This window comes from Thermospira aquatica (assembly GCF_023525255.1).
Taxonomy (GTDB): domain Bacteria; phylum Spirochaetota; class Brevinematia; order Brevinematales; family Thermospiraceae; genus Thermospira; species Thermospira aquatica.
In genome coordinates this window covers 1,814,044-1,840,233 of record NZ_CP073355.1, presented here as the reverse complement: position 1 = coordinate 1,840,233, position 26,190 = coordinate 1,814,044, and the positions used below count along the sequence as shown (strand labels likewise).

The 26,190-nt window shown below is 44.3% G+C and carries 26 protein-coding genes; 8 read left to right on the top strand and 18 right to left on the bottom strand.

The annotated features are described in order from the left end of the window. Positions 1-49: 49 nt before the first annotated feature. The 6 genes from KDW03_RS08865 to KDW03_RS08840 all read right to left on the bottom strand — a co-directional run bounded on the left by KDW03_RS08865 (position 50) and on the right by KDW03_RS08840 (position 8,540). Positions 50-2,509: a glycoside hydrolase family protein gene (locus tag KDW03_RS08865; RefSeq protein ID WP_271434724.1), complete on the bottom strand. Its 2,460-nt coding sequence runs from the start codon at positions 2,507-2,509 to the stop codon at positions 50-52. Continuing rightward, positions 2,506-4,269 carry a P83/100 family protein gene (locus KDW03_RS08860; RefSeq protein ID WP_271434723.1) on the bottom strand — a complete coding sequence of 588 codons (1,764 nt, stop codon included), beginning with the start codon at positions 4,267-4,269 and terminating at the stop codon, positions 2,506-2,508. The genes KDW03_RS08865 and KDW03_RS08860 overlap by 4 nt, the downstream gene beginning before the upstream one ends. Then, positions 4,266-5,702, bottom strand: coding sequence for a sensor histidine kinase (locus KDW03_RS08855; RefSeq protein ID WP_271434722.1), 1,437 nt, complete (start codon positions 5,700-5,702; stop codon positions 4,266-4,268). Before KDW03_RS08855 ends, KDW03_RS08860 begins: the two co-directional genes overlap by 4 nt. Before the next feature lie 74 nt (positions 5,703-5,776). Beyond that, a complete protein-coding gene (locus tag KDW03_RS08850; RefSeq protein WP_271434721.1) occupies positions 5,777-6,736 on the bottom strand; it encodes a radical SAM protein in 960 nt (319 codons plus the stop codon). Beyond that, on the bottom strand, positions 6,736-7,677 hold the full coding sequence (locus KDW03_RS08845; RefSeq protein ID WP_271434720.1) for a transketolase family protein: 942 nt from the start codon (positions 7,675-7,677) through the stop codon (positions 6,736-6,738). Before KDW03_RS08845 ends, KDW03_RS08850 begins: the two co-directional genes overlap by 1 nt. Beyond that, the gene (locus tag KDW03_RS08840) at positions 7,677-8,540 is read right to left on the bottom strand and encodes a transketolase (RefSeq protein ID WP_271434719.1); all 864 of its coding nucleotides are present in this window, start codon (positions 8,538-8,540) and stop codon (positions 7,677-7,679) included. Before KDW03_RS08840 ends, KDW03_RS08845 begins: the two co-directional genes overlap by 1 nt. A 298-nt stretch (positions 8,541-8,838) precedes the next feature. On the opposite strand from KDW03_RS08840, the gene KDW03_RS08835 reads away from it, so the two are divergent. Beyond that, entirely contained in the window at positions 8,839-10,920 is a 2,082-nt protein-coding gene (locus KDW03_RS08835) for a tetratricopeptide repeat protein (RefSeq protein WP_271434718.1), read from the top strand. Between the two features lie 2 nt (positions 10,921-10,922). Further along, complete coding sequence (locus KDW03_RS08830) at positions 10,923-11,315, top strand: diacylglycerol kinase family protein (protein ID WP_271434717.1); 393 nt, start codon at positions 10,923-10,925, stop codon at positions 11,313-11,315. Here the strand turns inward: KDW03_RS08830 and KDW03_RS08825 are convergent. The 7 genes from KDW03_RS08825 to gltX are packed head-to-tail and all read right to left on the bottom strand — an operon-like array spanning position 11,273 to position 17,753. Beyond that, entirely contained in the window at positions 11,273-11,989 is a 717-nt protein-coding gene (locus tag KDW03_RS08825) for an ATP-binding cassette domain-containing protein (protein ID WP_271434716.1), read from the bottom strand. The two genes, KDW03_RS08830 and KDW03_RS08825, sit on opposite strands and share 43 nt — an antisense overlap. After that, positions 11,986-12,750 (bottom strand): ABC transporter permease, encoded by a 765-nt coding sequence (locus KDW03_RS08820; RefSeq protein ID WP_271434715.1) that lies wholly within the window; start codon positions 12,748-12,750, stop codon positions 11,986-11,988. The genes KDW03_RS08825 and KDW03_RS08820 overlap by 4 nt, the downstream gene beginning before the upstream one ends. Continuing rightward, positions 12,728-13,612, bottom strand: coding sequence for an ABC transporter substrate-binding protein (locus KDW03_RS08815; RefSeq protein ID WP_271434714.1), 885 nt, complete (start codon positions 13,610-13,612; stop codon positions 12,728-12,730). Before KDW03_RS08815 ends, KDW03_RS08820 begins: the two co-directional genes overlap by 23 nt. Positions 13,613-13,661: 49 nt before the next feature. Next, positions 13,662-14,516, bottom strand: a complete 855-nt coding sequence (locus KDW03_RS08810; RefSeq protein WP_271434713.1) for a sugar phosphate nucleotidyltransferase — start codon at positions 14,514-14,516, stop codon at positions 13,662-13,664. 51 nt (positions 14,517-14,567) lie between these two features. Next, a complete protein-coding gene (rsmG, locus tag KDW03_RS08805) occupies positions 14,568-15,137 on the bottom strand; it encodes a 16S rRNA (guanine(527)-N(7))-methyltransferase RsmG (protein WP_271434712.1) in 570 nt (189 codons plus the stop codon). Continuing rightward, positions 15,127-16,284, bottom strand: coding sequence for a 1-deoxy-D-xylulose-5-phosphate reductoisomerase (dxr, locus tag KDW03_RS08800; RefSeq protein ID WP_271434711.1), 1,158 nt, complete (start codon positions 16,282-16,284; stop codon positions 15,127-15,129). Before dxr ends, rsmG begins: the two co-directional genes overlap by 11 nt. Before the next feature lie 2 nt (positions 16,285-16,286). Continuing rightward, entirely contained in the window at positions 16,287-17,753 is a 1,467-nt protein-coding gene (gltX, locus tag KDW03_RS08795; RefSeq protein WP_271434710.1) for a glutamate--tRNA ligase, read from the bottom strand. Between the two features lie 197 nt (positions 17,754-17,950). On the opposite strand from gltX, the gene KDW03_RS08790 reads away from it, so the two are divergent. Together KDW03_RS08790 and KDW03_RS08785 are read left to right on the top strand one after the other, a co-directional pair. Next, positions 17,951-18,193 (top strand): hypothetical protein, encoded by a 243-nt coding sequence (locus KDW03_RS08790; RefSeq protein WP_271434709.1) that lies wholly within the window; start codon positions 17,951-17,953, stop codon positions 18,191-18,193. Then, positions 18,168-18,647, top strand: coding sequence for a hypothetical protein (locus KDW03_RS08785; protein ID WP_271434708.1), 480 nt, complete (start codon positions 18,168-18,170; stop codon positions 18,645-18,647). The genes KDW03_RS08790 and KDW03_RS08785 overlap by 26 nt, the downstream gene beginning before the upstream one ends. Before the next feature lie 54 nt (positions 18,648-18,701). Here KDW03_RS08785 and KDW03_RS08780 read toward each other — a convergent pair whose 3' ends face one another. Continuing rightward, positions 18,702-19,718, bottom strand: coding sequence for a potassium channel family protein (locus KDW03_RS08780; protein ID WP_271434707.1), 1,017 nt, complete (start codon positions 19,716-19,718; stop codon positions 18,702-18,704). Between the two features lie 84 nt (positions 19,719-19,802). Here KDW03_RS08780 and KDW03_RS08775 point away from each other — a divergent pair, with 84 nt between their 5' ends. Next, positions 19,803-20,468 (top strand): M15 family metallopeptidase, encoded by a 666-nt coding sequence (locus tag KDW03_RS08775; protein WP_271434706.1) that lies wholly within the window; start codon positions 19,803-19,805, stop codon positions 20,466-20,468. Between the two features lie 71 nt (positions 20,469-20,539). Then, positions 20,540-21,424, top strand: a complete 885-nt coding sequence (locus tag KDW03_RS08770) for a cation diffusion facilitator family transporter (RefSeq protein ID WP_271434705.1) — start codon at positions 20,540-20,542, stop codon at positions 21,422-21,424. Between the two features lie 765 nt (positions 21,425-22,189). Here the strand turns inward: KDW03_RS08770 and KDW03_RS08765 are convergent. From KDW03_RS08765 to KDW03_RS08750, 4 genes are all read right to left on the bottom strand, one after another. Beyond that, complete coding sequence (locus KDW03_RS08765; RefSeq protein ID WP_271434704.1) at positions 22,190-22,498, bottom strand: hypothetical protein; 309 nt, start codon at positions 22,496-22,498, stop codon at positions 22,190-22,192. A gap of 135 nt (positions 22,499-22,633) precedes the next feature. Further along, positions 22,634-22,804, bottom strand: coding sequence for a hypothetical protein (locus KDW03_RS08760; protein WP_271434703.1), 171 nt, complete (start codon positions 22,802-22,804; stop codon positions 22,634-22,636). 27 nt (positions 22,805-22,831) lie between these two features. Beyond that, positions 22,832-23,119, bottom strand: a complete 288-nt coding sequence (locus KDW03_RS08755) for a hypothetical protein (RefSeq protein WP_271434702.1) — start codon at positions 23,117-23,119, stop codon at positions 22,832-22,834. Positions 23,120-23,236: 117 nt separating this feature from the next. Further along, positions 23,237-23,398: a hypothetical protein gene (locus KDW03_RS08750; RefSeq protein ID WP_271434701.1), complete on the bottom strand. Its 162-nt coding sequence runs from the start codon at positions 23,396-23,398 to the stop codon at positions 23,237-23,239. 185 nt (positions 23,399-23,583) lie between these two features. Here KDW03_RS08750 and thrC point away from each other — a divergent pair, with 185 nt between their 5' ends. Beyond that, complete coding sequence (thrC, locus tag KDW03_RS08745) at positions 23,584-25,119, top strand: threonine synthase (protein WP_271434700.1); 1,536 nt, start codon at positions 23,584-23,586, stop codon at positions 25,117-25,119. Beyond that, a complete protein-coding gene (gene recF / locus KDW03_RS08740; protein ID WP_271434699.1) occupies positions 25,116-26,147 on the top strand; it encodes a DNA replication/repair protein RecF in 1,032 nt (343 codons plus the stop codon). The genes thrC and recF overlap by 4 nt, the downstream gene beginning before the upstream one ends. Positions 26,148-26,190: the final 43 nt, after the last annotated feature.

Sequence of the window (26,190 nt, the reverse complement as noted above, 5' to 3'; positions counted from 1 at the left end):
TTCTTTTTGTCTCTTTATCCTACAACCAAAGAAGAAAAAAGTCAACATTTTACCTGTTCTTTTCGAACATTATCCATGGGGTTACCCCCGAAAGATCAAACCACCCTCCAACAGCTTTGATTTCTTTTGATTTCTCTCCCCGTTCGTTCAGAAGGTATGCCCTAAAGTCAGGAAGGTACACTCTTACCTTGGGTTGAAAAAGAACATAGGGTTCCCTTCCCCATTGGTCACCGACAGAGGTTTTTGTTGTAGTCCATTTCATACCCGTGTTTTCCCCACGACCAACAAGTACCAGAAATACTTTGTCTGTTTTTTGCCAGGGTTTTTCATCCAATGTCGTCATAGCTATCGTTCCCCACGGCGAAGCTTTGGCTATCTCAACAATCATCGAAGCATTGGTGAATACCATGCCCTGTATCTCACCCGTCACCAAAAAAGCATGTTCATCCCTCCACAAAAGAGAAGGCCTCTGCCTCTCCCAGATCCATGGCATCTGACGAGAAAGAGAAGTTTTCTCCTTACCCTGAGGATGAAGAGCCACCCTGGCATAGAGGCTCTCATCCTTCCACGAACAAAAATACCTGATATCAGCAATATCATAGGATGGACCCTGTTCCTCATACATCTTCCTTAGCAGAGAAAAATCCACAGACTTCACTGCCTCATTTGTACACACCATCCCCCGTGAAAACACTTTCGCTGCCCAGGGAAGTAAACTCATCTTCGCCCCACTTCCCAAAAAGTGGAAAAAACCTCTCATGTGTTTTTGGTTATAGTCCCCACCAAAATCAAAAAGAGTGTACAGATACACCCCATCCCAATCCTGAAAAGCCCCCCACAAAGCAAGCCAGACCGGAGCTTCCGAAGCATACCAACTCGGATCAGGCACATTGTACTCACTCACCGTAAAGGGCTTGCCAGCAATTCTCCAATACGCCACGTACCCCAATGGTCCAAGATTTCCCTCTGTAAGCTGACTCGTATTCCCAATATGCCAATCCGTAGAAGACCATAACTCCCCGGGAAACTCGGGATGCTGCCAGTAGGCATGCATGTCCACAAAATCAGAAAAAGTTCCTTCTCGCACCAGTCCGGCAAGACCTCCATAGTTCACCTGGGTATGAGTGATGGGCTTGGTACAACCAAGAGAACGTATATGCCTGCGTAGGGCTTCTACTACTTCCATCTCCCGCTCATGAAGCATCCCACGAAAATCTGCACTCACGCGTTTTCCCACACAACCCTGCCATGGGAGAGGAAGCACCTCCTTTTCCCAATCCTTTTCAGACAACGAAGCATGAGACACTTCCCTCAACACAAAACCTCGCATCTCCACATTTCCTACGTCTGCTCTTGAGAGAGAAAAATTGATCCTGGCCTGCCCATCATCCCTTTCAGGGATAAAATGGATCGTGTACTCTTTCCACACTGGCGTAAGAGAAATATTCGTAAAAAGCCCAAGCCCCATCCATGGTTCATGGTTTTCCATTGCATACACAGTCAGGATAAGAGACTCTTTACTCCGTGCCTCGAAACGTATCTCATATGACAAACCACCAAAAACCGGAAAACCTGCAACCATAAACTGGTTATGCCACAACTCTTTCCCCGGCTTTTTCACCGTCCAGACCAATTCATCCCCTCGCCACCTTGCCCCTGAGAGAGCTTCTCCATGATTTTCCCATCGCCAGTAGACGCGTTCCCTTTGATTTGTCTGAGCAATAAACAAGACATCATGCTTCTCAAAACGATTGGCTGCTTCCCATGCAGCGTAGTTCGTATAACGCCTGCGAAGAAATTTCGTCCAGAGCCTCTGGAGAATCCTCTCATAGTAAGGCATGAGTCTTTTAAGTTCTTCTGGTGAGGCTGTGGTAAGGGCATTTTCATTATTTACCTCGATGACTGCCACCACAGGATCAACCGTATAAGGGAGCCCCGTGTACGGATTGGTATGTCCAAGAAGACGCGAAGCATATCTTTTCTGAGACGCTACCAGGGCATCATCAAGATAGCTTACGACCTTTCCCAGGGCAAAAACATCCCGATAGGCAAAAGGAATCTCCGGAAACACTCGCCCTACATGAAGATTGATATTGACATATATCCCTTCATTCTTAAGCGCGGCAATAAAAAAATCCAATTTATCCAATCTCTCCCTGTCAAGCTCTTCACTCTCTGGCGAGGCAAGAAGTAATCCTCCCCACGAATGGTCCAGAAAGTGCAGTCGCACAATATTCACTCCCAACAACCGAAGACTTCGAGCGATAGCCGGCGCATCCTTTTTGTCTGGAAAATTCCCGGGACCTGTGATGTTTAACCCCCAGAAGCGCACCCTCTCCCCATCACAAAAAAAATGCCCATTGGAAACCACAACCGGCGAAAGCTTTTTGCGAGGCATCCCCCACTCAGGCTTCTCAAGATGCAAAAAATCCACAAACCACGGCACACCTTGCCCATAGATCCACGTTATCCCCCAAAAAAACCAGAAAAAAAGCCATTTTTTCTTCATGGTTTTATCCTTTCTTTTACCTCAAGACTCTCTTTATCGAGAACTAGAACCTCCTTCGTAGTGCTATTTACAAACACCTCATCTCCAAAAAAGCTAATAAAAGTATTGGGATCGACTGGTTCCTTTGTCTGGGCCTGTTTTTTGAAAAGAAGATCAAAACGAGAGAGGTAGTATTTGTCCTTTTCTGGTATAATCACATAAATACTTTCCCCTCTCACTTCAACAAAACTCCGCCAGAAAATCGTATCGCTTCCCTTATAACGTACCCCCAGATTGGTCTCATTCAGCATCACAAGAACATAGTTTTCCGGACGTGGCCCCTCGTATCCTACCAGTACGTCCCTGCCATCTGATCGAGTTGCTTTTGTCCCACTTCCTGCCAGAGGTTCAAATCCAATCACCACAATCCCTTCAGAAGAAAAATCAAACTTGTGCCCTCCGATACTTTTGTATGGTGAACTCGTCAACACACTTCGTTTCACCGGGTCAATGATAAGCATCTCGTTGGAATAATGCCCATCCGTATAGTACCCGTTGATCTTGAGGTAGTAAAGCTTTCCTCCCTTGATATCAGGGACAAATCCCTCGCGTAAGGTTTCTTCTTGTTTGATGATATTGGTTTCTCGCTGGGCAAGTTCCTGTTCCTTCTTCGCCAGTGCTTCAGGGGTTGTCCGGGAAGTTTCTGTTTCGTCTTGTTTCAATTGCTCTTCTTGTTTTGCTACCTGTTGCTTCTCCTGTTCAAGCTTTTTCTCTGCCTCGGCAACTTTTTTCTCCTGGGTTACCACCTGAGCCTCTTTCTGGGCAACCTCTTGTTTTTGCTGTTCAAGGGCTTTTTTCTCCTGGGCAACAGCTGTTTCTTTCTGGGCTATCTCTTGTTTAGCCTTTTCCTTCTCAGGACCAGGGGGGAGAGTAGCCTCCTCTTGTTTTTTCTGAGCTACTTCTTTTTCTTTTTGCTGAAGAGTAGTTTCTTTTTGGGTAGTTTCTTCTTTTTGTTTTGCTATCTCTTTTTTCTCCTGAGAAATCTCTTCCTTTGCCTGCTGGATGACCTTTTCATCAGAGGCTATTTGCTCCTTTTGCATCTCAAGAAGCTCTTTTCGCTCTTCAATTCCTTTATCAGGTTCTTTTCTCAGGGTTTCAATGGTCTTCTCATCTCCCAGGGCAAGGGTATCCAGTCTCAGGGCCTGGTTGAGAGGATTCTGAGACAGCGGGATGACAATCTGCGTTTTCCCTGGCCAATCGGTATATCTTCTGGCAAGTCCTACCTTCGAAGAACTGAGAAAACGCAGGACAACCCCTTTATACCGGGAGGAAAAAAATCCCATATCTCCCCGGTGGGTAGCATTGTAATACACGATAAACCAGGCAATGGTGTCATTTTCCTTTGGATCGTAACGAAAAGTTTTCCCCAGATAAAAAGACAAAAGCGCCTGAATATACTTCACATGAAAGATACGAGAATCACGATGGAGTTCTACAATATCGGCATCCAGTTTTTCTGTTTCTACGGTATCCACAGCCCGAATCACACTATACCTCATATCTGGATAAAATATCTGCTTATTGGTTTCACGGATAAGGGCAAGAGTCTCCCCAATCGCCCGAAGATCCTCCATACCCTGGGGACTTCGGTAGGGCCCCGTATAATTCACAAACTCTACTCGCCGTGCGTTTTTGGAGAGCTCTTCTTTATCCACATCCAGAGCCAGGTCACTATCTATAAGAAAAAAAACCATTCCTACCCCAAAAATTATTTTTTTCATACCGTCGCCTCCTCATCTTCAGGCTTTTTAGGAAAACGGAAAAGAACCCGTATTCCATTTCCCCGCCACATTGCCTGATACCCCCCAAGCTCTTCAACCACCATCATCATCACCTGGGATCCATAACTACTACTTTTCGCTGTTATCTCGATAGGTGCCTTTTCCCCTTTTTCTCTCCCCCCATCCGAGTATTCTATCTCGATTTGTCCCCCTTCCTCTTTTAAAGAGAGAAATAACCATCCTTGCTGCCTTTGTCCAAAGGCATACTTGATCGCATTCGTGAGAAGCTCGGTGAGCCACAGCCCCACCAGGTTTGCCCGATTGGAAGATATCGACACTCGCTCAAGGCGAATCTCTACCTCGACATGCTCAAACACACGAGAAAAACTCTCGCGAAACCCATCCAGGATACTCTTGAGATACTCTCCCAGATCAAGGACCTTTTCTTTCCCTTTATGGTAGAGAATCTCGTACACCTTGGCCATCGCCACCACATCCTGACGGAGCCTGAAAAGTGCCTCCTGAATCTCTCCGCTATAATCCATTGCCATCAATCCAATAAGCCCCGCAATCGAGGAAAAGGTATTTTTTGCCCGGTGCTGTAACTCCCGGAAGAAAAACTGTTTCTGTTTCAGTGCCTCTTCAAGCATCTTTTGCTGTTGTTTAAGCACCGAAATATCAAGAAAAATCGTGGCAAATCCATCCTCCCAGGGAATAGCCGATATGAAATAGTATCGATTCATAGGGGGATAATAGGTTTCAAACGTCTCTGCCTGCCCTGTTTCAAATACCCGACGATACACATCAAAATAGGGTGGTGGATTCATCCCATAGAGTCTTGTGGCTGGCACACCTATGCTTGAAACAACATCAAGATCGGTATACTTGGCAAACGCCTCATTTGCAGCCACAATCCTATAATCCACAATTTCACCTTTTTCATCGCGGATCCACTCATGGAGGACTACTCCTTCCTGCATGTGAGTAAAAAGCTTTTGAAAACGACGTAAGGCAAGCTCTTCTTTTTCGCGGTTAAGTACTTCGGCAGTAACATTCTCGTGGGCTACAAGTACCCAGCGCCGACCATCATAGGTAAATCCGTTGATATGAACGTGAAAATACCTTCTCTGCGTAGGCGAATGACAGGGATACTCGACAACACCACCCCCATCCTCTCCCTTCAGTACCCTTTCAAGGAGTTCAAGAACCTGCCGAGCCGTCTCCTCAGTTTGAGCCCCCCATTTGGTAACCTCAAGATAATTTACGCCGATTTCATCACCTTGTAGCCCGTTTTCTCGTGCAAATACCCTCCAGGCCTCGTTTACCATACGTATCACTCCCTTTTCATCCAAAACGGCCATCTGGAAAGGCAAAGTATCAATCATAGTCTGAAGAAAAGAGAGAGAAACACTTCCACTCCCATCAAAAACCATGGAATCCTCCTTTCCCACCTATTTTAGTGTAAAGAAAGAAGCAGAAAAGTCAATATTTTCCAAAGAAAAAACTCTTACCTTCTCCGGTAAAAGATCTCGTGATCTTGAATAACAGGCTGGATCTTGCCTTCACGCTGGAGAATGTCCAGGTAAGCCATAATCTCTTCTGAGTTCCTCCCCAGCATTACCGAGAGATCGTCCAAACGCATGGGACGACGGGCCACTGCTTCGAGAATCGCTACTTCCACATCCTGGTGATAGCGAGAGAGTTCAGAACGTACCGTATAGCGCTTGACAATATCAATAGGAACAATCACTCCCTTCTCTCTCAGGGCTTCTCGTATCCCATGAAGTACCGACTCCGGAGCAGGCTTTACCCAGGCTTCAGCCGGTGGTCGATCGAGGCTATTGAGCTGAACCCGATCACATTTCATCTGCTGGATCAACGTAGCAAGCCGCCGGGTATGTGAGGGGTCATCATTCACACCAGGAACAATAAATACCTCAAGCCAGATCTCTTTTTTCTCTTCTGTATGAAACTTCTGGGAAAATTCTATGATTCCCTGAATCACTTTTTCAAGCTCAAAAATTTTATGCGGACGGTCAATCTTCTGGTAGGCTTCCTCGGTTACGGCATCAAGTGAAGGAACCACGAGCGAAGCGGGTAAAAGATCGTGTTGCACCTCAGGATCCCAGAGGAGACTTCCGTTCGTAAGCACCGTTAAACGGATAGAGGGATAGCGTCTGGAAAGTGTCTCAAGGAGAAAACCAATATCGAGGGAAAGGGTTGGTTCCCCCGTGCCTGAAAAGGTTATCGATTGTGGGGCAGGATTTGATGCCAGAAAATCCTCTATCTCCTTGAGAATCTCTTCAGGTGGGACAAAATGCCCCCGCTCGTACACATAACGGGCATTTCTTCCACATTCACAATAGACACAGTTAAAATTGCAGGTTTTGGTTTCAAAGAGATCGACTCCGAGTGAGATCCCAAGCCTTCGTGAGGGAACGGGACCATAAATATGTTTGTAACCCATCAGCGTATTTGTTTAAAAATCTTACGAAAGATGTCTTCGGGTGTCAGTCCAAAATGCTTGTAAAGGGCTGAGGGTGACCCGGACTCACCAAACACATCCATAACACCAATACGAAGCAATTTAGCAGGAAAATCTTCTGCCAGTACCTCTGCCACAGCCCCACCAAGTCCACCAATGATACTGTGCTCCTCTACAGTAACTACCAGACGGCTACTCTTGGCAATCCGAACAACCGTTTCCCTATCGAGAGGCTTAAGAGAAGCTGCATCGGCCACTATCACCGAGTATCCCTCCTCTTCCAGCATACGAGCAGCCTTGAGGGCGTTAGGTACCATGGTCCCGATAGCAATGATTCCTACATCTGCCCGGGGCGCATCCTTTATAACATGCATCTTACCAATAACAAAATCATAACTCTCGTCGTAGATCACTTCCGTCTTGGGACGGGTGAGACGAATGTACACCGGTCCAGGACAGAGAGCCGCCTGTTTAACAATCTTCGCGGTCGCTATCCCGTCTGCAGGCACAAAAATCTGCATGTTAGGCATCACGCGCATGATCGCCAGATCTTCCACTGTCTGGTGAGAAAGCCCGTCCTCTCCCACACTTACACCTGAATGGGTAGCAGCAATTTTGACATTGAGGTTTTGAGAAGCAATAGAGTTACGGATCTGTTCATAAGGACGTAACGTTGCAAACATGGCAAAACTACTCGCAAAAACTACCTTGCCGCTGAGTGCCAGTCCGGCCGCAAAACACATCATATTTGCCTCAGCTATCCCAAAATTAAAAAACCTATCAGGAAATTCTTTTGCAAACATGGCGGTCTTGGTGGATTCGGAAAGATCAGCATCAAGTACTACAAGATTTTTATTTTCTCTTCCTATCTCAACCAGCGTTTTCCCATAAACATCACGGGTAGCAACTAAAACCTCTCCCATCAGTTTTCCTCCGCATTCCATTCTTCCATACTCTCAAGACATCCAAGCTCATCAAGAGCCTTCATGAGATCATCTCTGGATGGTGCAACCCCATGCCATTGAGCCTTATTCTCCATAAAACTCACACACTTTCCTTTCACTGTTTTAGCTACAATAGCCGTAGGCTTTCCGCTCCCTTGATTAGATTCAAAAAACTCGAGAGCTTTTTCTATCTCATCAAAATCATGCCCATCAATATTCAATACCTGCCATCCAAAGGAAAGAAACTTCTCCCCAATAGGATAAACATTCATAACATCATCCACAAGACCATCAATCTGAAGCCCATTATTATCCACAAAAAGACAGAAATTATCCAGCTTGAAATGCGCTATTGCCATCGCTGCTTCCCAGACAAGACCCTCTTGAATTTCTCCGTCTCCCACCAAACAATACACACGCGACGGACGTTTATCCATCTTTGCAGCAAGTGCCATCCCACCCGCAACAGAGATCCCCTGTCCCAGTGATCCTGTGGAACTCTCTACCCCGGGAAGCTTACGGCTATCAGGATGCCCCTGGAGAGGACTCCCCAGCTTGCGAAGGGTTTTTAAGAGATTCGAAGAATAGTAACCCACATGAGAAAGAACGGCATAGAGAGCTGGTGCTGCATGACCTTTCGAAAGGACAAACCTATCTCTCTCAGGCCAGTGAGGATTCGCCGGATCATAACGCATCTGCTTTAAAAACAAATAGGTAAGAATATCAATACACGAAAGAGAACCACCAGGGTGTCCACTTCCAGCTTCTGTGAGCATCATAAGAATATTTGCTCGAAGTTTTTTGGAAACCTCTTCGAGCCGCTTTTTCTCTGTCTGTTCCATCCCTTACCTCTTTAGAAAAAATAGAGAATATATTGTAAGACAAAAAGAAAAAAAAGTAAAATAAAAACAAAAGCTCTCAATAAAACACAAATCCAAATAGGAGAAAAGGCTCTCTCCTTATCGAAAGTCTTCTTTTAGTACCACAAGCTCACTGGACTGAGTAAACTCACTCCCTAACAGTAAGAAAACATACGCCGGATACCTGTTTTTTCACATCTCATGCTACAAGTTACGCCGTATTTTGAATTTTCTTCCACTTTATGCTATAATGAAAGAACAAAAGAGAGGGAGGTCTTCCATGAAAAAAGCCTGGCTTACCCTTATATTCATGCTCGTCTCAAGCATAGCTTTAGCACAAACCGTAAACCAGATCCTCTCTGAGAGAGAATTTCGTGTCGGAATGCTGCGTTTTTACAACCGACAATACCAGGCAGCTATTCAGGTTTTTCAGAGATCTCTGGACCTCGATCCTCTCAACTATCGGGCTCGCTACTACCTCGGTGAAGCGTATCTTCAGGCAGGCTACACACGCCAAGCTATCGAAGAGTGGGAAAATCTTATCCAACTCGGAGGAGCTACTTATCAGGTAAAACAACGTCTCAACGACCTTTATTACCAGCTCTCCATGGATAAAAACTACACCCTTTATGAGAACTACGTTCTCAGTCAACTCTATGATGGACTCAAGGACGGGGCTCACAAAGTCATCCGACCGGCTTTCCTCTTTTATGATGAAGAGGAGGATACTCTCCTCGTTTCCTCTCTTGGTAACCGTTATATCTCGGAGATAGATAACACAGGGAGAGTCATCCGCACTATAGGCCGAAAATGGTGGGAACAAAGTGTATTTGCTACTCCTATGGGGATCTTCCTCCATGACAAAAAAATCTATGTGGCTGATTATACCCAGGACAAAATCTTTGTCTTCAACCGCACCGGCAAGCTTCTTGGTTCTTTTGGCTCTCATGGCTATCAGTCCTCAAATCTCGCCGGGCCCATGGGTATTGTTATTGTGAATGGTTATCTTTATGTGGTAGACAACGGCAACGATCGCATCCAAAAGTTTACTCCCGAAGGAGAATGGGTGCAAACTATAGGAGAAGGGGAACTCAACCGTCCCACGGATATAGTCTCCGATGGAAGTTATCTCTATGTAAGTGACACGGCCAACAAGCGTATTGTTGTTTATGATTTTTTTGGAAACTTCATACGAGAAATCGTCTTAAACGGGATTGAGGAACCACGAGGACTTTCTCTCAAGGGGGATTTTCTCTATATCGTAGATAGCAAAAAAGGCATCTATCTCTATAACCTCCAAACAGAAGACATGGAGACTTTAACTACAGAAGAAAAGCCACTTCAAAGGCCATTCGACGTGGCTATTGATAAACAATACCGTCTCAATCTTTCAGACATTAACAGTACAAAAATGGCTATCTACACCCCCCTTCAGATGAAATACGTTAACCTCGGAGTTTTTATCTCCCAAATATGGGTTGACAAGTATCCCAAAAACCTCATTCATTTCCGTGTTCTGGATCGAGAGGGTAATCCCATCTATAACCTGAGACAGGAAAACATCGCCATCTACGAAGAAAATACCCTTGTGCCCTTTATTAGACTTGGTCAAACTTACAACTACCGGGATAGACTTTACCTCAAAATAGTGATCGAAATGGATCCTACCATGAACACCTACCGTGAAGAACTTCAGGAGTTTTTAAAATCAATTATCGAACCCATGCAAGGAACGGATAAACTTGATCTCACGCTTATTGGAGCCACCACAGAGGATACTGGTCCCTACGCTGCCGCACTTTTGTCCACTCTTGAAAAGGTAAAAAATCATCCCGTAGGACCACTTAAAGATGTCGACAAAGCCCTCTACAACGCAGTGACTTCTACACTCAACGTCAATCTCAATAAAGCGATTATTTACTTTACCTCAGGCAAGACATCATTTGATTCTTTTACCACGTACGAACCTGATGTCATTACAACCTACGCAAGACAGAACGCCGTTCCTATCTATGTGATTCACATGGGAAATCGGCGTCAACCCCTTTACCAGGAGATGGCTGAAAAAACCTTTGGCAAGTATTATACCCTTGAGAACATGAAAGATATTGTCCAGATCTATCAAACCATCCGACAGGCTCCCCCTCTTGAGTATGTTGTCTCCTACACGGGCCTCAACCTGCGCGGCCTTCCCAATTTCTGGGTGAATGTAAAACTCAAAGTCCAATACAAAGACTTTATGGGAGTAGTAGATGGCGGATATTTTGTTCCTGAACTCTTTTCCTCCCCCTTCGGTCCAAAACTGATCGACCTCAATCGTGAACAGTTCAAGCTCCGCCAGTCCCAACCCAGGGAAGAGTAGACATGTTTCGCCGTCATTCTCACCCATGGTGGAAAAGTTTTATATACGCCTACGCAGGTCTGAGGAGAGTGTTCCTTCGCGAAAGAAATTTCCGTTTTCATCTTGTGGTTGCCACCATGGTAATAGTTGCAGGAATATTGTTTCGTCTCACTTTCATCGAATGGGCTATCATTTTTCTTGCGATTGGACTTGTTTTAGGGCTGGAAACCGTGAATACCTCTGTTGAGGCAATCTGTGATGTGATCAAACCAGAAAAACATGGGTCAGTTCGTCGGATCAAAGATATGGCAGCGGGTGCTGTGATGATTGCGAGTCTTACCAGTGCTATGGTAGGTGTTGTTATCCTTGGTCCTCATGCATGGAACTGGTTCATGAGGGTGATAGGATCAAAATAAGTTTTGAGGCTCTGAGCAAGTCTCAGGAAAAGCGGATGTTCAGGGGTGAGGTTTTGTCGCTCCTTCTCAGAGATTTCCACAGAAAACGCCTCTAACACCTTTACCGGCGGAAAGGAAAAGATAATCACCCTATCTGCAAGCATCAAGGCTTCACTCAGATCATGCGTCACCAACAAAACGTGTTTTTTTTCTTGTTTCCACTGTAATCGTAAACGAGGGAAAAGACGCTGTTTTAAGCCCACATCCCAAGCCCGAAAAGCCTCATCCAGGAAAAGCCACTCACCCCCAAAAAGCCAGGCGCGCGCAAGAGCAACACGCTGTTTTTGACCTGTACTGAGCTTTCCAACAGGAAGAAATGGATTTTCGATCTCAAGCTCATCAAAGGTAGTAGAAATCTTTTTAAGATCCAATTTTGGATTTATAAGCCGTATATTATCAACACTTGAGAGCCAGTCAATAAGCCGAAGCTCCGGAAATACCACTCCCGCCGGTCTCACCGTTACTATCTGCCCCCTGGTAGGTTTGACAAGACCAAGGACCATCCGAAGAAAGGTTGTCTTTCCACAACCAGAGGGCCCCAGGATAGCCGTTATCCCGGGCAAAATATCTAAAGAAAACCCTTCAAAAATCTGTTTCTCCCCAAAAGAGAGAAAAAGATCCTCACAAAACCTCATTCCACCTCCAGATGAAAATACCGTTTCAAAACAATTATCAGTCGAGAAAACAAAGCATCAATCCCCCAGCTCAAAAGAAGAAGAAGCATCGCCCAGCCAAAGAGTTGCACAATATCAACATACGTTTTTGCCCAAAAGAGACGGGCTCCAATCCCCTGAGCAGGAAAAGCCAACACCTCAGCCATTACAACAATCTTAATAGAGAGAGTGATGGTCCCCCGCAATGTCGTTGAAAGAGAAAAAAGCACATAGGGAAAATAAAGAGCAAAATACCGCCTCACTCCCCGAACCCCAAAAACATCGACCATTTCCAGAAGCTCTCCCGGAACACTCAGGATTGCCTGCCGTATGCCCAGCACCCACAGCGGAAAGGTGGTCAGAAAAGCTAATACGACCGGTGTAACGTCCCGGGGAAACCACAAAAGAGAAAGAAGGACCCAAACGATCGCTGGAATACTTTGAAAAACCAAAAGCCATGGTTGAAAAAGAAAATAAAGATCATTCCATCTTCCTGAAAGTATACCAAGAATAATACCAGGAAAGGCACTCAAAACAATCCCCAACCCTATTCTTATAAGCGTTGTGCTGAGATGCTCATAGGTTTCTCTTTGCCAGAGAAGATGAAGTAGTTCTTTCGCCACTTCGTAGGGCGAGGGAAGCAAAAGGGAGGAAGCCATCCCAAAAGACGCCACCTCCCATAGAAGGACAAAAATTACCACCCCTAAAGCAAAAAAAATCTTACCACGCAAAGAAGTTATCATCAGGAATGTTTCCTACTGTCTTTTCATCTACAGCCCTAAGTTCATGAAAATAAAGCAAAATCTCTTTCCTCATCATACGAGCAGGAAGATACGTAAGCCCCATGTGAGGGATAGCCTTTTCAATCACAGCCGGGGGCACCTGAAGTCCCAGTCCCACAACCCCTACCTGACTGGCTTCGGCAGGGTGCGTGTTTACCCAGGCAACTTCCTGTTGATAGGATTGAAAAAACTTTGTTACCTCTGCCTGATTTCTGGAAAGATAGCCACTAAACCCCACAATGGCTGTCTGAGGAATCCCATTTTTTGTTTTAAAAAACGTTTCCCATTCGGCACGATAGACTTTGAAAATACGAACCTTGGGGTTTTTAGCAAGAACAAGAGAGACAAGGGGTTCGGGAAGCACAGCATTTTCAATCTTATCTGCCATCATCAGCTGAGCTATCTGCGGGGAATCCCCGTAAAGAATCTCCGGCCGAACTCCTGCCTGTCTAAAAAGTACCCGACTGACCACGTCAGGCGAAGAGCCAGGAGCCCCAATATGGACCTGCTTTCCACTGAGATCCCGCCAGTTTGTATATAACTCATTGGTAGTCAGAAGAGCCAGCATCCCCACTGAGGTGATCCCAACCAAACGAAGATCAGACATTTTAGCGTAAAGCTTGGATGCTACATTAGCAGGAATGATAAAAAGTGCCTCTTCCCTTTTGACTAAAAGGGGCAAAACCTCTGTGGTAACATCCTGATAAAAAACCACATTGACCTCATTGGTAAGTCTTACAAGGGGCAAAGCTGGTGCTGCCTTGGGGCTGTAAATCGTAAGCCCAAAAACAAGAGAAGGAAGAACCAAAAAGAGATATCGCATACTCTCCTCCTTATACTTTCATCTCTCCACTCAAACAACAAACAAAACTCTATATTTCCTTTTGGTAGTCCTTTTCAAAAAAACGTTTCACTACCTGTGATGCCTTTGGATGGTGCTGGCAATAAAGCAAAAGCGAATAGAGATAACTCTCTGGTTCGCCCGTATCAAGCATCATCCCCTGCATGGGAAGAGCACGCATCTTCCCCCGGGAAGCAAGGGTATTTATCGCATCGATATGATAAAATTCTCCTGTCGTATGATGCCTCCAGCCCTCCTCCAGAAGAGAGAGAAGCTCAGGCTCAAAGAGATACCGCCCTATGGATACCCAGTTACTGGGAGCATCCTGAGGAGCAGGTTTCTCCACAATACGAGAAACAGAAACCGTTTCCCCCTCAAGCTTTCCGGCTACTACCCCATAGCGGCTGATATTCTCATGCTCTTCGCGAACGACGAGATAGTTCGAAGGATGTTTCGCATACATTGTGAGCAGCTGCGAGGAAAGACCAGGGGTGTGAAGCACGATATCATCAGGATACGCCACCACAAAAGGTTCATCCTTTATCCAGGGCTTAAGAAGAAGCAACGCATGTCCTGTCCCTTTCATCTCCTGTTGCCGGATAAAAGTAATGTTCACATCTCTTGGTTTAATAGCATCAAGGTGTTTTGTTTTCTTTTCCCGCGTAAATACCGTTTCAAGTTCTATCTCTCTATCAAGATAATCTTCCAGAACTTTTTTTCTCCGACTGGTAATGATGATGATATCCCTGATCCCTGCCTCTTCAAACTCATCCAGAATCATATCGAGAAGGGTCTTATCATAGAGAGGGAGAAGCTCCTTGGGTAACGTCTTCGTCAAAGGAAGAAAACGACTCCCATACCCGGCTGCGACAATGACACCTTTCATTGGTTCCTCCTTGAATACTCAATTTTAGTATAGGAAAAAGAAAAGAAAAAGTCAATCACTTCTATCATTGAGAGAAAAACACACAACACATCCGCGGGAAAGGGTATGCACACTCAGATCCCTGAGGTGAAGAGAGGAAAGCTCCTTTTCCACCTGCGCACCCTTGAGAATCACATAGTGCTTTGCCGCCGGAGCATGACTTCTAGTCCAGAGAAGAATCCTTTCAATTGGCCCATACGCTCTGGAAACTATCTCACATGGTTCTAAAAATACAAAAGAAGGCAGAACCTCCACCACACGGGTGTTTGCAAGATGCAACTTCGCAGTAATATAATAGAGAAAGGCAAGTTTTTTCCTGTCCACTTCGGCCAGCACAATCTCCCGATCAGGAAGAGCAATCGCCAGCGGAATACCAGGAAGTCCCCCTCCTGTTCCCACATCAATAATGGGGAGATCAGGCTTTAAAAAAGGGATAATCTCCAGACTGTTTTGGAGATGTTCTTCGTCAAAACTTGCTTCCGTCGATCTGCCTATAAGATTGGTGGTTTTGTTCCAATGAAGAAGCTCCTTTTTATACACATCAAGAAGATTCTGTTGCTCCGAGGAGAGCTTAGTTAGCACGTTGCCGCTCCTCAATAAGCTCTTGAGCGATAGCACGGGCTTTTTTCTCCGCAGGAAAAAGCGATTCCCATGAAAGAGAAAGTCTTGCTTCCTCACTAGCACTAAACCTTTCAAGTCCTTTTTCAATAAGTATCTCTATATCAATAAATCGTATCCTATGCTCAAGACATGCTCCCACAATCTCCTCGTTAAGGGCATTCAATGCCAGAGGAAAAAGTCCTCCCTTTTTGCCCATTTCATAGGCAAGCTTTAAAAGAGGGAACCTCCCTTCCGGGATATCAAAAAACTCTAACGGCTTTACGACAAGAGAGAAAGAAGATTCTGAACGCGGGGGTATACGGGGATAGAACATTGCCATCCCTATCGGATAGCGCATGTCACTGGGAGAGGCGACCATAACCTGTGTCCCATCTGTCAGTTCGACAATCCCATGCACCAGCGATTGAGGATGGATAAGAACACGAATACTCTCAAAAGGGATACGAAACAGATAATGTGCCTCGAGAACCTCAAACCCTTTATTGAGCATGGTGGCACTATTCACGGTAATGTAGCTTCCCATACTCCATGTGGGGTGCTTGAGAACATCCTGAAGAGAGGTGCGACTATCGGCAGGTTTTTTAAAAAATGGGCCACCAGAAGCAGTAAGGATAATGTTTTTTACCGATTCCCTTTCAAAACGGGTTAAGAGGGTGAAAATAGCATTGTGTTCACTATCCAGAGGAATAATCTGACGATTGGTTGCATCCAGTGAGGCATTGATAAGTGGACCTGCCGCCACAATAGACTCTTTATTTGCAGAAAGCAGATGTTTCTGATGTTGAATAGCCGCCATCGTGGGACCAAGCCCCGCAAGACCAGCAATGGCAATAACAACCATATCCGCCTCAGGAAGAGAAGCAAGAATATTCAAGCCCTCTTCACCTGAGAGGAAGTTTATACCCCTGTAGTTCTCTCTCCACTCCGGAAGTTCAGGTAGACAAACATACGCTGGATGAAACTCTTCTACCAGGGCTCGTATCTTCTCCTTCTGACTATGACCACTAAGACCAAGAAGTTGAAATTCCTCGGGATAAGAGCGAATAATACTCAGCACCGAGGAACCTATCGAACCTGTGCCCCCGAGAAGAACAACCTTTTTTGGCATGGTCAATGCCCCGCTTGAAGACGCTGCAAAAGATTCTCAACTCTCGCAAGCGCCTTTTGCTTGCCAATAAGAGGAAGGATAAAATATATCTCAGGTCCTGATACACGGCCCGTAATAGCAATCCTCAACGGGAGAAAGAAGTTTTTCCCTTTCACACCGAGTTCCTTCATCATCTCCATCGCCATCTCACGAAAAACAAGCTCATCCACATCCCTTGTTTCCGCCTGAAGCTTCTCATAAAACGCCTGCAACACTTTTGGAGTGGTCTCAAGCTTCAAAAAAGGCTCGGCTTCTGCTTCAATAGGAAAATCCTCCCGCAAAAAGTAGACAAGATGATTTTTGATGTCAGAGAGACGGCTACAATATCCCCGAATCAGATCCAGTACCCCCATAAAGAAGTTTTGCTTCGCCGGATCCTGAAGCTCCTCTTCGGTAACCCAGCCCGTCTCTACAAAAAAAGGAATAGCCTCCCTGTAAAGTTTCTCAAGAGGCATCTGAATAATATAGTGTTTGGAAATCCAGTGAAGTTTATCGTAGTCAAACACAGCCGGACTCGAAGAAAGCCTATCAAGATCAAAAAGCTCAACAAGTTCATCCTTTGAGAGAAGCTCTCTTCCATCCGGGCTCGACCAGCCCAAAAGCGCAAGATAATTCAGCAAAGCCTCGGGAAGATACCCCAATCGCCTGAACTCGTCAACACTGGTAACACCATGACGTTTGGAAAGCTTCTGCTTATCCGGCCCAAGAACCAGTGCCATATGACCAAACACCGGTGGTGTAGCACCAAGGGCTTGATAAATCATGAGTTGTCTCACCGTATTCGAAAGGTGATCATCGCCTCTCAGGACGTGCGTAATCTTCATGAGATAGTCATCGATCACAACAGCATAGTTATAGACAGGCAGACCATTTGAACGAATAATCACAAAATCCCCTACCATCCCCCGTGGAAAATGCACCTCTCCTTTGACCACATCCTGAAGAATATACTCCTGGTCATACGCCACAAAACGGATAACCGGTTTTCTCCCTTCCGCCTCAAACGCCCTACGCTGAGAAGCGGTAAGATACCTACACCGTCCATCATAGTGAGGAGGTTTTCCCTCGGCAAGAAGCTTCTGTTTCGATGCCTCGATCTCTTCGGGGGTACAATAGCAGTAGTAGGCTCTTCCCTCATCAATGAGTTTCTGAGCATACTCTTGATAGATGGAGAGACGTTCGCTTTGGGTATAAGGACCATATGGCCCCCCTACATCTGGTCCTTCGTCCCACGACAAACCAAGCCAATGAAGATCCTCCATGAGTTTTTGAGTATAGATCTCCTCAGAACGTTCGAGATCTGTGTCTTCAATACGCAAAACAAACTGACCACCGTGCTTTTTCGCATAAAGATAGGCAAAAAGCGCGGTACGAACATTGCCTACATGAATCTGTCCTGTAGGCGACGGGGCAAAACGAGTTCGAACCATGAATACTCCTTGTCTCTGATTCTTTATAATATATAATAAGATATATTGTAAAGAAAAAAGAGCGGAAAAGCAACAATTGAAAAAATTGAAGAAGACAAAGGGATAAAATTTTCTCTAAAAAATACTTGAAAAAAAAAAAAGAAATGATGCTATTATTTTTACAGGAAAATACTCTAAAAAATTTTAAGGAGGTAAGCATGCGAAAAATTTATCTCTCTCTGGTACTTTTGTTGGTTTCTTCCTGGGTGTTCGGTGGTGTGGTGTTTCAGGTGTACGGTGATTGGACAACACTAGCTATGGAAAAGGTCAATGAAGATATCACCAACGCAGAATCAAAAAAAGTTGATTCTGGCTGGATAGTAGGCGGAAGTGTTGGAATAGAAGTGATAAAGGGTCTCTCTCTTGGTGGAAAAATTGAATATCTTTCCGCCTTTCATTGAATATCTTTCCGCCTTTCAAGGAAATCTTGTGGAAAACGGCACAAAACTCTTAAGTCTTGACTTTTCTCTCCTTTCTCTTATGGGATATCTCTCATACAAAGGGATGATTACCCGCGAAATCTACTGGACTGTCGGTACTTCGGCAGGATGGGGATGGGCCTCCGGCCAGCAAACTATATATCTTTCTGGAGAAATAGCAGCCCCCTTCGCAGGACAAACCCTTGTGTGGAATGTCGATGGTGGTTTGGGTTACCAGATAACTCCGCAGATAGGAATTGGAATTGTTGCTGGTTATAGACTGGCAAATGTAAGCGAGATGAAGGCAACAAAAGACGTTTCTATAATGGGAATAACTATTTTGAAGGAAGGTGAAGTGATAGAAGAAAATGGTAATGCGGTTCCTTTCAATTTTAGTGGTTTCAAAGTAGGACTCGACGTTAACTTCACCTTCTAACAAAATAAAAAACCGAACTCTCCAGGAAGCAGGCTGGCTTTTGCCAGCCTGTTTTTATCCATTCACATATTTATCCAAAGCCTGGATTTTCTCCCTCTCCCCAAAAACCACAAGCTTATCTCCGCTCTCAAGAATGGTATTTCCAGGATGTGGATTGTAGAAGGTTGTACTTCCCCGCCGAATAGCAAAAACAAGGAGCCCTACGTTTTGGTAGATATCAGCATCACGAAGACTTTTGCCGATCAGAAAAGAGTCTGGTTCGATAACCACCTCTCCGACAAAAACACTTTCTTCAGGGGATGATTCCAGCTCTCCGACAAAGGAGAGAAAATGCTCATTGAGCATGGTTGAGGCAAGATGGCGCCCAATGAGAAAATCCCCAGAGATAATCTCATCCACACCAATCTGCTGAAACTTACGGATATTTTTCTCATCAATCACATACGTTGCGATTTTAATATGAGGATTGAGCTGTTTTGCCGACATGGCAATAAAAAGGTTTTTGATATCATCACGAACACAGCAAAAGATGGCCGTTGCCCGATCAATGCCCGCCTGTAAAAGCACATCCTCATCAGTGGCATCTCCCTCGAGAAGCCAGTTGTTCTCAAGCGTGTATTCCTGTTTTAAACGCTCGAAGTTTTTGGGGTCAATATCAATTCCCACAAAACGTTTCTTGTTTCGCAAAAGCGTCTCTATAACATGTTTGCCTACCTTGCCACACCCGCAGACGATATAATGCTGACGAATCATAAAAAGCTCTCGAAGCATACGTTTCCTCCTGTTGTCTATGGAGAGATAGCTCTCGATGATCTGAACTCCCAGTAAACTCAAAATCCCGACAAAAACAATAATACCACCGAGGGAATAGAGAATAGTAAAAAATCTTCCCCCTGCAGAAAGAGGATGAATCTCCTGAAAGCCAAGGGTAGTAACAACAATCACACTCATATAAAGAGCGTCAAACCAATGCCAGCCTTCAAGACTCATGTACCCCACTGTACCTACCAAAAGGAGAAGAAAAAGTACAAAAACAAAAAAGAATATTCTTCGAAAGAAAGCCGTCTGCATAGGTGGTTTTTCTCCTTCGCCGATATATCATAGAGAATAAAAAGTTTTTTTGCAAAAAAGCCAAAAAGACATTATCATAACCTCATGAGAGAAATAACAAAAACTCTTATCCTGGCTGGTTGGCTGGTTTTCTCGATATCGTGGACCAAAACCTCTCCCATCTTTCCGTACCAGGGACTCGTTGATGTGAGTGAGCTTAGTGAAGGACGTATTCTTGTTCGTCTTATTTACTCTACCACCAACAACTTTCTCGGAGAGGATGTGTATGGTGATCTCGAAAAAGCGTATCTTGTTTTAGAAGCCGCTCAGAGACTCGTCGCTGCACAAAACCTTCTTGAACAAAAAAGACCGGGATATAGAATTGTTGTTTACGATGCTGCTCGCCCTCTCTCCGTTCAGAGAAAAATGTGGGAAAAGGTCAAAAATACACCACAAAGTATATATGTAGCTTCCCCAGAAAGAGGCTCCCTTCATAACTATGGTGTGGCAGTTGATGTGTCTCTTGTCGACGAAACAGGTCAGGAGCTTGACATGGGAACTCCGGTAGATTTTTTTGGTGAACTTGCCTCACCAAAGTATGAGAAGCGATTTCTCCAGGATGGAAGACTCTCCCAAACGCAACTAAGCAATCGCCTTCTTCTCCGTGAAATCATGATCCAGGCTGGTTTTTCTCCTATCGAAACAGAATGGTGGCATTTTCAGATGTATGGCCGTGAAGAAGCAAGAAAAAGATACCCCATTATTCCCTGAAAATAGCATAACAATTGACAGAAAAAGCGTTTTCCCCTATAATATCACCATTCTCGCATTCAAGAGGCTGTATGCATAATCATGATCATGCGGAAAGCAAAAAATTCTGGATTCTTATTTTCCTCAACGGGGGTATTACCCTTTTTGAAGTAGTGGTAGGATTTGTCGCGGGGAGCCTGGCCCTGGTAGCAGATGCTCTCCATAATCTAAGCGATGTAGGCGCTTTGGGCTTGAGTTTCTGGACAAAAAACCTTGGAAAACGCTCTTCGGACGAGAAACACACCTACGGCTATAAACGAGCCGAGATTCTCGCGGCTCTTGTGAATGCTCTTGTGCTTATAGGGATTTCTGTACTCGTTATTCGAGAGGCCATAGAACGTTTTTTCTCACCAACAGAAACAAGTGCCCTAGGGATGACTCTCGTAGGGCTGGTTACCTTCGTAGCGAATGGTCTTTCAAGTTTCCTTCTCCATCAGGATGCAAAAGAAAGTCTTAACATGCGTTCTTCTTACCTCCATCTGTTATCGGATGCGTTTTTCTCTCTTGCTGTTGCTACGGGAGGCATAGTTATGTGGCTTCTACCTTCGGCGACGTGGATAGATCCGCTTCTTTCCACGTTCATAGCCCTATGGATGATGCGAGAGTCCTGGAAAGTAGTAAAACAGACGGTGGAAATACTCATGCAAGCAGCAGCTCCTCTGGATTATGAAAAAATGAGACAGGCCATTGAGAAAGTCCCCGGCGTAAAAAATATCCATCATGTTCACACCTGGCGATCTGACGAACATACTATCTATCTCGAAGCCCACATTGAAATGGACGATAGAAACCTTTCGGAGGCATGTGAAATCGGGAAAAGAGTAGAACAAGAACTCTTCGAATTTGGTATTGCGCATGTAACTCTTCAATATGAAACAGACCGCTGTCAGGAAAAAAGCTTCTTTGTGAAAAAATAAATCCTTTTGAGCTCGAGAGGTATCGTCTTTTTTCAAAAATAAATTCCGTTACAAGATGAGAAGCTTCATCTATAAAATCTCCCCTTTTAAATGTATGATGATAAACCCTGGAGAGTTCTTCGCAAACGATTCTCTTTTTTCTGAAAGTTTAACGATGTGTATAAAATTCTTTCTCTCAGATTAATCTTTGTCTTTTTATTTAATCTTATAACATAAAACAGGGTAAGAGTGTCTGACCTCAAGTTTTAGCTGTGATATGGGAAGAGCACATCTCTTTAACAAAACTTTAAAAACTTTTCGCTTTTTGCAGGGAAGAAGCTATTGACTTTTTCACTGCAACATGGTAAGAGCAATTTTGATATATCCACGAGAGAGACATAAAAACCAGGGGGTAAATAGGAAGTCTAAAACTTGCAGGAAATGCTCTTCCCTTGTTGCAGTTTTAGCTCAGGTTTCAAAACTGTGATAAGGTAAGAGCTATACCTTTTTTAAACTGAAACAAAGTAATAGCAAGGGAAAAAATTTCTACAATGCCACATGGGAAAAGAAGTAAGCTCACCTTCTTGATTCATTTGGTCTCTTTGGCTTATCAAAACAGTTTTCCGATTCTGAACTACAAGAGGTTGAAAGGAGAATAGCCTTTTCTGTCAATTATGAGAAAACAAGAGATTTGCTCGTAGCCTATTTTTGAGGAATGTCGGAATCCCGTTGCGTCAAATAAAAAAGTACTCGAAATTCGAATCATTGCCTCATAAAAAAAAGTACTCAAAAATTCCATACAGTTTCCTCCAAATTTTTGTTTTTTACATTCTTTTTCTTTTGAAGGCTGAAAAGTTTTCTCTGGCAAGCCGTAATTTTTTGTCTTAGGTGAAACAAATCGAGAGCCTTATAAAGCCTTGTTAGGCGTTCCTTTTGTGCCTCACTTACATAAGAGCTTTCTAAAAGCCGTTGGTAGGGAGTTTTAATATCATCATGCTTCTTTGCACCTTGCTTCCGATTCTCTTTTTCTCTGTCATTTTCATAGCGGTTGAAAAAGTTGGCATAAAGCCTGAGATACGCATAGAGTCGGTTCAAGTAGTAGACTTCTTCCTCGGTATCGTAGCGGAAGTATCCAACATTCTGGCGGACTATGGAATAGTTTTTCTGCTCAACGTAGCAGTTATCATTGGAACAGGAGCTTCTTCCCTTGTAAATTTTATCTGGTGCTTCTCACCAATCACGCAGAGGATGATTAATAAATTCAGCACCGGTATCAGAATCAATTCCCCGTAAATCAAAAGGAAGTCTTCCTTTGACTTTTTCTATGGCTTCTCTTACCCATTTTGAAGCCTTGTTTTTGATTGCCACAAGCTCTGTCCAACCGCTCCAAACATCCACCATATTTAATGTTTGAGCAAAGTCTCCCAGCTATTTTCCCTCATGGGCAACCAGATCAATCTCCATGAACCCAGGGCAATTTTCATCCCACTCTGCCCACGTGCGTATAGCTATTTGTTGCTTTAATAGCGTTCCAGGCTTTGTACCTTTTCGTCCTTTTATCTCAAGCTTTTTACGCTCATGCTTCAAAAGTCGGTCAATACTTGAAGCACTTATATGGCGCAAGTTTTCTATAGCCTGTGGAGAACCGTGGAGATGTCCGTTTGCTAAGAGATTATCTAAAACTTCATTGAGAATCGGCTTTAAGCGTTTGCACACATGTAGTTTTTCAATTCTCCCAGACCTTTTTTAGAAGTTTTAGTTCCTCTTCGCTGAATTTTTTCTTTCAATCTTTTGTTCTTTTGGCTATGTCGGTTTTAAGGTAATTTTTCTTGCCTACATATATGGTTTTTCCGTGTTGCCCAAGAGCCTGGTGGCATAGTTTCTTGGTTTTAAACCTGTTATCTCACAAAGTAATCCAGTATCCTTTTTCTCCTTTTTGCTGGCTTTTTGATACTCTTTCGCCGTTTCCCTGTAAATAGGTCTCCTTTCAAACATCGCTAACTCCACCTTGTACCTCCAGTTCTTTGAACTGGATTATTTTATACACAGATTTGGAGTACTTTTTTATTTTGCAATAGCGTTCCCTTTTCGAGTACTTTTATTATGAAGCAATTCGGGAATTTGCGTTTTTTTGTTTTTTGGCTTATACTTATTACTTAGAGAAAGCATTGAGGTTATCCATGAGATATATCAGTTCGAGAGGCAATTACCCGGAAATTGGTATAAGCGAAGCGATCACTACAGGCATGGTCCCACGTGGTGGACTTTTCCTTCCGGAAAATATTCCAGAAATGAATTTTTCTTTTCTCCTCCATACAAACGATTACCGTGAGATAGGGTATCGGGTTCTTGAACCCTATTTTTGCCATGGAGAGAAGCATTTTACTGAAGAAGAACTCCGATCTTCCCTTGAGGTTGCTTACAGGAGTACCAACTTTGATACGCCAGAAATAGCCCCTGTTACTGTACTTTCAAACAATATAGGTATCCTTGAGCTCTGGCATGGCCCTACAGCTGCCTTTAAGGATATGGCGCTTCAAATTTTGCCTCACTGGCTTGTTATTGCCAAGAAAAAGCTCAATCAAAAAACCGTCACTATCATTCTCGTAGCCACCTCAGGAGACACGGGAAAAGCTGCTCTCGAAGGGTTTAAAAACATTCCCGGAACAGAAATCTATGTGTTTTTCCCCGATGAGGGGGTAAGTCTCGTCCAGAAACTCCAGATGCTCACCACCGAAGGCGTAAACACCAGGGTTATCGCTGTCGAAGGGAATTTTGATGACTGTCAAACGATGGTGAAAGAAATCTTTGCAAATCAGGATTTCAAGTCAAAACTTGCAACAAGACAGTATAAGCTCTCCTCGGCCAATTCTATCAACTGGGGAAGACTCGCCCCACAGATCGTGTACTACGTGTGGGGATATGTCCAGCTCATCCGTAAGCTCGGACTTGGTATTGGGCATGAAATCGATGTTGTTGTTCCTACCGGAAATTTTGGGAATATCCTTGCCGCCTACTACGCAAAACGCATGGGACTGCCTATACGCAGGCTTATCTGTGCTTCGAATCAGAATAATGTTCTTACCGATTTTCTCCGTACCGGCGTCTATGACCGACAACGTCCGTTTTATAAGACCTACAGTCCTTCGATGGATATCCTCATATCTTCGAATCTGGAGCGCTTCCTGGCGGAAGTCACCAAACACAACTTTCTTAAAATTCAAAACTGGTATATGGAACTCCAGCAACAGGGACGTTTCAAGGTAGATAGTACCACACTTGCTGCGATAAGAGAAGTGATGTCTGGCTACTGGACCTCCGAGGTTCAAACCCTTGAAACGATCCGTGAGGTTTACCACAAAGAAAACTATCTCCTTGATCCTCATACTGCCGTAGCTTACCATGGACTCAAACAATACTGGGAAGACGAAGAGAAAAAAGTCCCTACGCTCATCTGTAGCACGGCTTCTCCCTTTAAGTTTAACGGGGCTATATACCAGGCTCTTTTTGAGAGTGAACCACCTGCCGATGAGTTTGCTGCTATAGAAAGGATCGTAGAGTATACCCACCTTGAACCCCATCGTGCAGTAAAAACACTTCAGGGGAAAGTCGTGCTTCATCGAGATCATATCCAGCCGAGTGAAGGACTTAGTTACCTGGAGAAAAAACTCTTCTCCAAAAAACACATTCGACTCAAGAAACCTTCTCATTCATGATCGAGAGATTTGAGATCGTTGGCTTCCGCAATTATAGTGAGACGCGTTTTCCCACACTCTCTGAAAAAACGGTCATCATTGGTCCCAACGGAAGTGGAAAAACCAATCTCCTTGAGGCAATCTCCATCTGGTTAACAGGAGATTCTTTTCGTACGAACAATCTTCAGGAAGCTATATCCTGGGGAGGACAGGGATTTTCCCTTCGGGGGATTCTCGATCATAATGAGTATCACTTTGGCTATACCTCAACAACACGCCTCTATAGAAAAAATGGCAAAACCGTCACAGCGAAAGAATACCGTCAGCACCATCCTGTTTTGGTCTTTCTCCCGGATGATACCATCCTCCTCTACGGAGGCTCTGAAGGGAGAAGAAGGATCCTTGACCAGATACTAACCACCCTGGACAGTGAATATCGCTCTCTCTGGCTTAGCTACTATCGGGTACTCAAACAACGCAATGCCCAACTTCGTATTTCTCCATCAGATGCTCGCATCTGGGATAGACAGCTCATAGATTTTGGGAGTCAGATTATCGAAAAAAGACTTTTTTATTTACGGAAGATTTCCGCTCGTCTGCAGGAATATTACTACGAACTCTATGGCACAAAACTCGAACTTCGTATGCTCAATACCTTCCGTATAGAAAAAGAGATCCGTGAGAGTTTTGGGCAGGCTCTTTTCCACACACGAGAACTCGAATCCCAGAAAAAACTCACCCTCGTTGGTCCTCATCGTGACACTTTTGAGATACGCGAAGGAGAGAAGATTTTCCGACATTTTGCCTCGCAGGGACAAAAACGAGCTTTGGCTCTTCTGCTCAAAATCACCGTCGCAACCATCCTACGTGATCAGGCAAGGATTCCTCTGCTGCTCTTTGATGATGTTATGCTCGAAATGGATCATGAAAGACAAAAGATGCTTTTAAGCCGTTTTTGGGATAGTTTTCCATGGATGTGGACAGTGTACACCAGGGACATGGTGCCAGGTCCAAGAACCTACGAGGTTATTGAACTTCCTCTTAAGTAAAAAACCATCCCTCTACAACAACGTTCTTTGATAGGGACAAAAA

Excerpts from the sequence above, each read along its gene's own strand:
- KDW03_RS08830 (WP_271434717.1), top strand. The coding sequence starts at position 10,923 with ATGTTTCGCCGTCATTCTCACCCATGGTGGAAAAGTTTTATATACGCC.
- KDW03_RS08840 (WP_271434719.1), bottom strand. The coding sequence starts at position 8,540 with ATGGAACAGACAGAGAAAAAGCGGCTCGAAGAGGTTTCCAAAAAACTT.
- KDW03_RS08790 (WP_271434709.1), top strand. The coding sequence starts at position 17,951 with ATGCGAAAAATTTATCTCTCTCTGGTACTTTTGTTGGTTTCTTCCTGG.
- KDW03_RS08820 (WP_271434715.1), bottom strand. The coding sequence starts at position 12,750 with ATGATAACTTCTTTGCGTGGTAAGATTTTTTTTGCTTTAGGGGTGGTA.
- KDW03_RS08845 (WP_271434720.1), bottom strand. The coding sequence starts at position 7,677 with ATGGGAGAGGTTTTAGTTGCTACCCGTGATGTTTATGGGAAAACGCTG.
- KDW03_RS08865 (WP_271434724.1), bottom strand. The coding sequence starts at position 2,509 with ATGAAGAAAAAATGGCTTTTTTTCTGGTTTTTTTGGGGGATAACGTGG.
- KDW03_RS08825 (WP_271434716.1), bottom strand. The coding sequence starts at position 11,989 with ATGAGGTTTTGTGAGGATCTTTTTCTCTCTTTTGGGGAGAAACAGATT.
- recF (WP_271434699.1), top strand. The coding sequence starts at position 25,116 with ATGATCGAGAGATTTGAGATCGTTGGCTTCCGCAATTATAGTGAGACG.
- KDW03_RS08810 (WP_271434713.1), bottom strand. The coding sequence starts at position 14,516 with ATGAAAGGTGTCATTGTCGCAGCCGGGTATGGGAGTCGTTTTCTTCCT.
- KDW03_RS08770 (WP_271434705.1), top strand. The coding sequence starts at position 20,540 with ATGCATAATCATGATCATGCGGAAAGCAAAAAATTCTGGATTCTTATT.
- thrC (WP_271434700.1), top strand. The coding sequence starts at position 23,584 with ATGAGATATATCAGTTCGAGAGGCAATTACCCGGAAATTGGTATAAGC.
- KDW03_RS08775 (WP_271434706.1), top strand. The coding sequence starts at position 19,803 with ATGAGAGAAATAACAAAAACTCTTATCCTGGCTGGTTGGCTGGTTTTC.
- dxr (WP_271434711.1), bottom strand. The coding sequence starts at position 16,284 with ATGCCAAAAAAGGTTGTTCTTCTCGGGGGCACAGGTTCGATAGGTTCC.
- KDW03_RS08750 (WP_271434701.1), bottom strand. The coding sequence starts at position 23,398 with ATGTTTGAAAGGAGACCTATTTACAGGGAAACGGCGAAAGAGTATCAA.
- KDW03_RS08780 (WP_271434707.1), bottom strand. The coding sequence starts at position 19,718 with ATGCAGACGGCTTTCTTTCGAAGAATATTCTTTTTTGTTTTTGTACTT.
- gltX (WP_271434710.1), bottom strand. The coding sequence starts at position 17,753 with ATGGTTCGAACTCGTTTTGCCCCGTCGCCTACAGGACAGATTCATGTA.
- KDW03_RS08815 (WP_271434714.1), bottom strand. The coding sequence starts at position 13,612 with ATGCGATATCTCTTTTTGGTTCTTCCTTCTCTTGTTTTTGGGCTTACG.
- KDW03_RS08760 (WP_271434703.1), bottom strand. The coding sequence starts at position 22,804 with ATGGTGGATGTTTGGAGCGGTTGGACAGAGCTTGTGGCAATCAAAAAC.
- KDW03_RS08835 (WP_271434718.1), top strand. The coding sequence starts at position 8,839 with ATGAAAAAAGCCTGGCTTACCCTTATATTCATGCTCGTCTCAAGCATA.
- KDW03_RS08860 (WP_271434723.1), bottom strand. The coding sequence starts at position 4,269 with ATGAAAAAAATAATTTTTGGGGTAGGAATGGTTTTTTTTCTTATAGAT.
- KDW03_RS08850 (WP_271434721.1), bottom strand. The coding sequence starts at position 6,736 with ATGGGTTACAAACATATTTATGGTCCCGTTCCCTCACGAAGGCTTGGG.
- KDW03_RS08855 (WP_271434722.1), bottom strand. The coding sequence starts at position 5,702 with ATGGTTTTTGATGGGAGTGGAAGTGTTTCTCTCTCTTTTCTTCAGACT.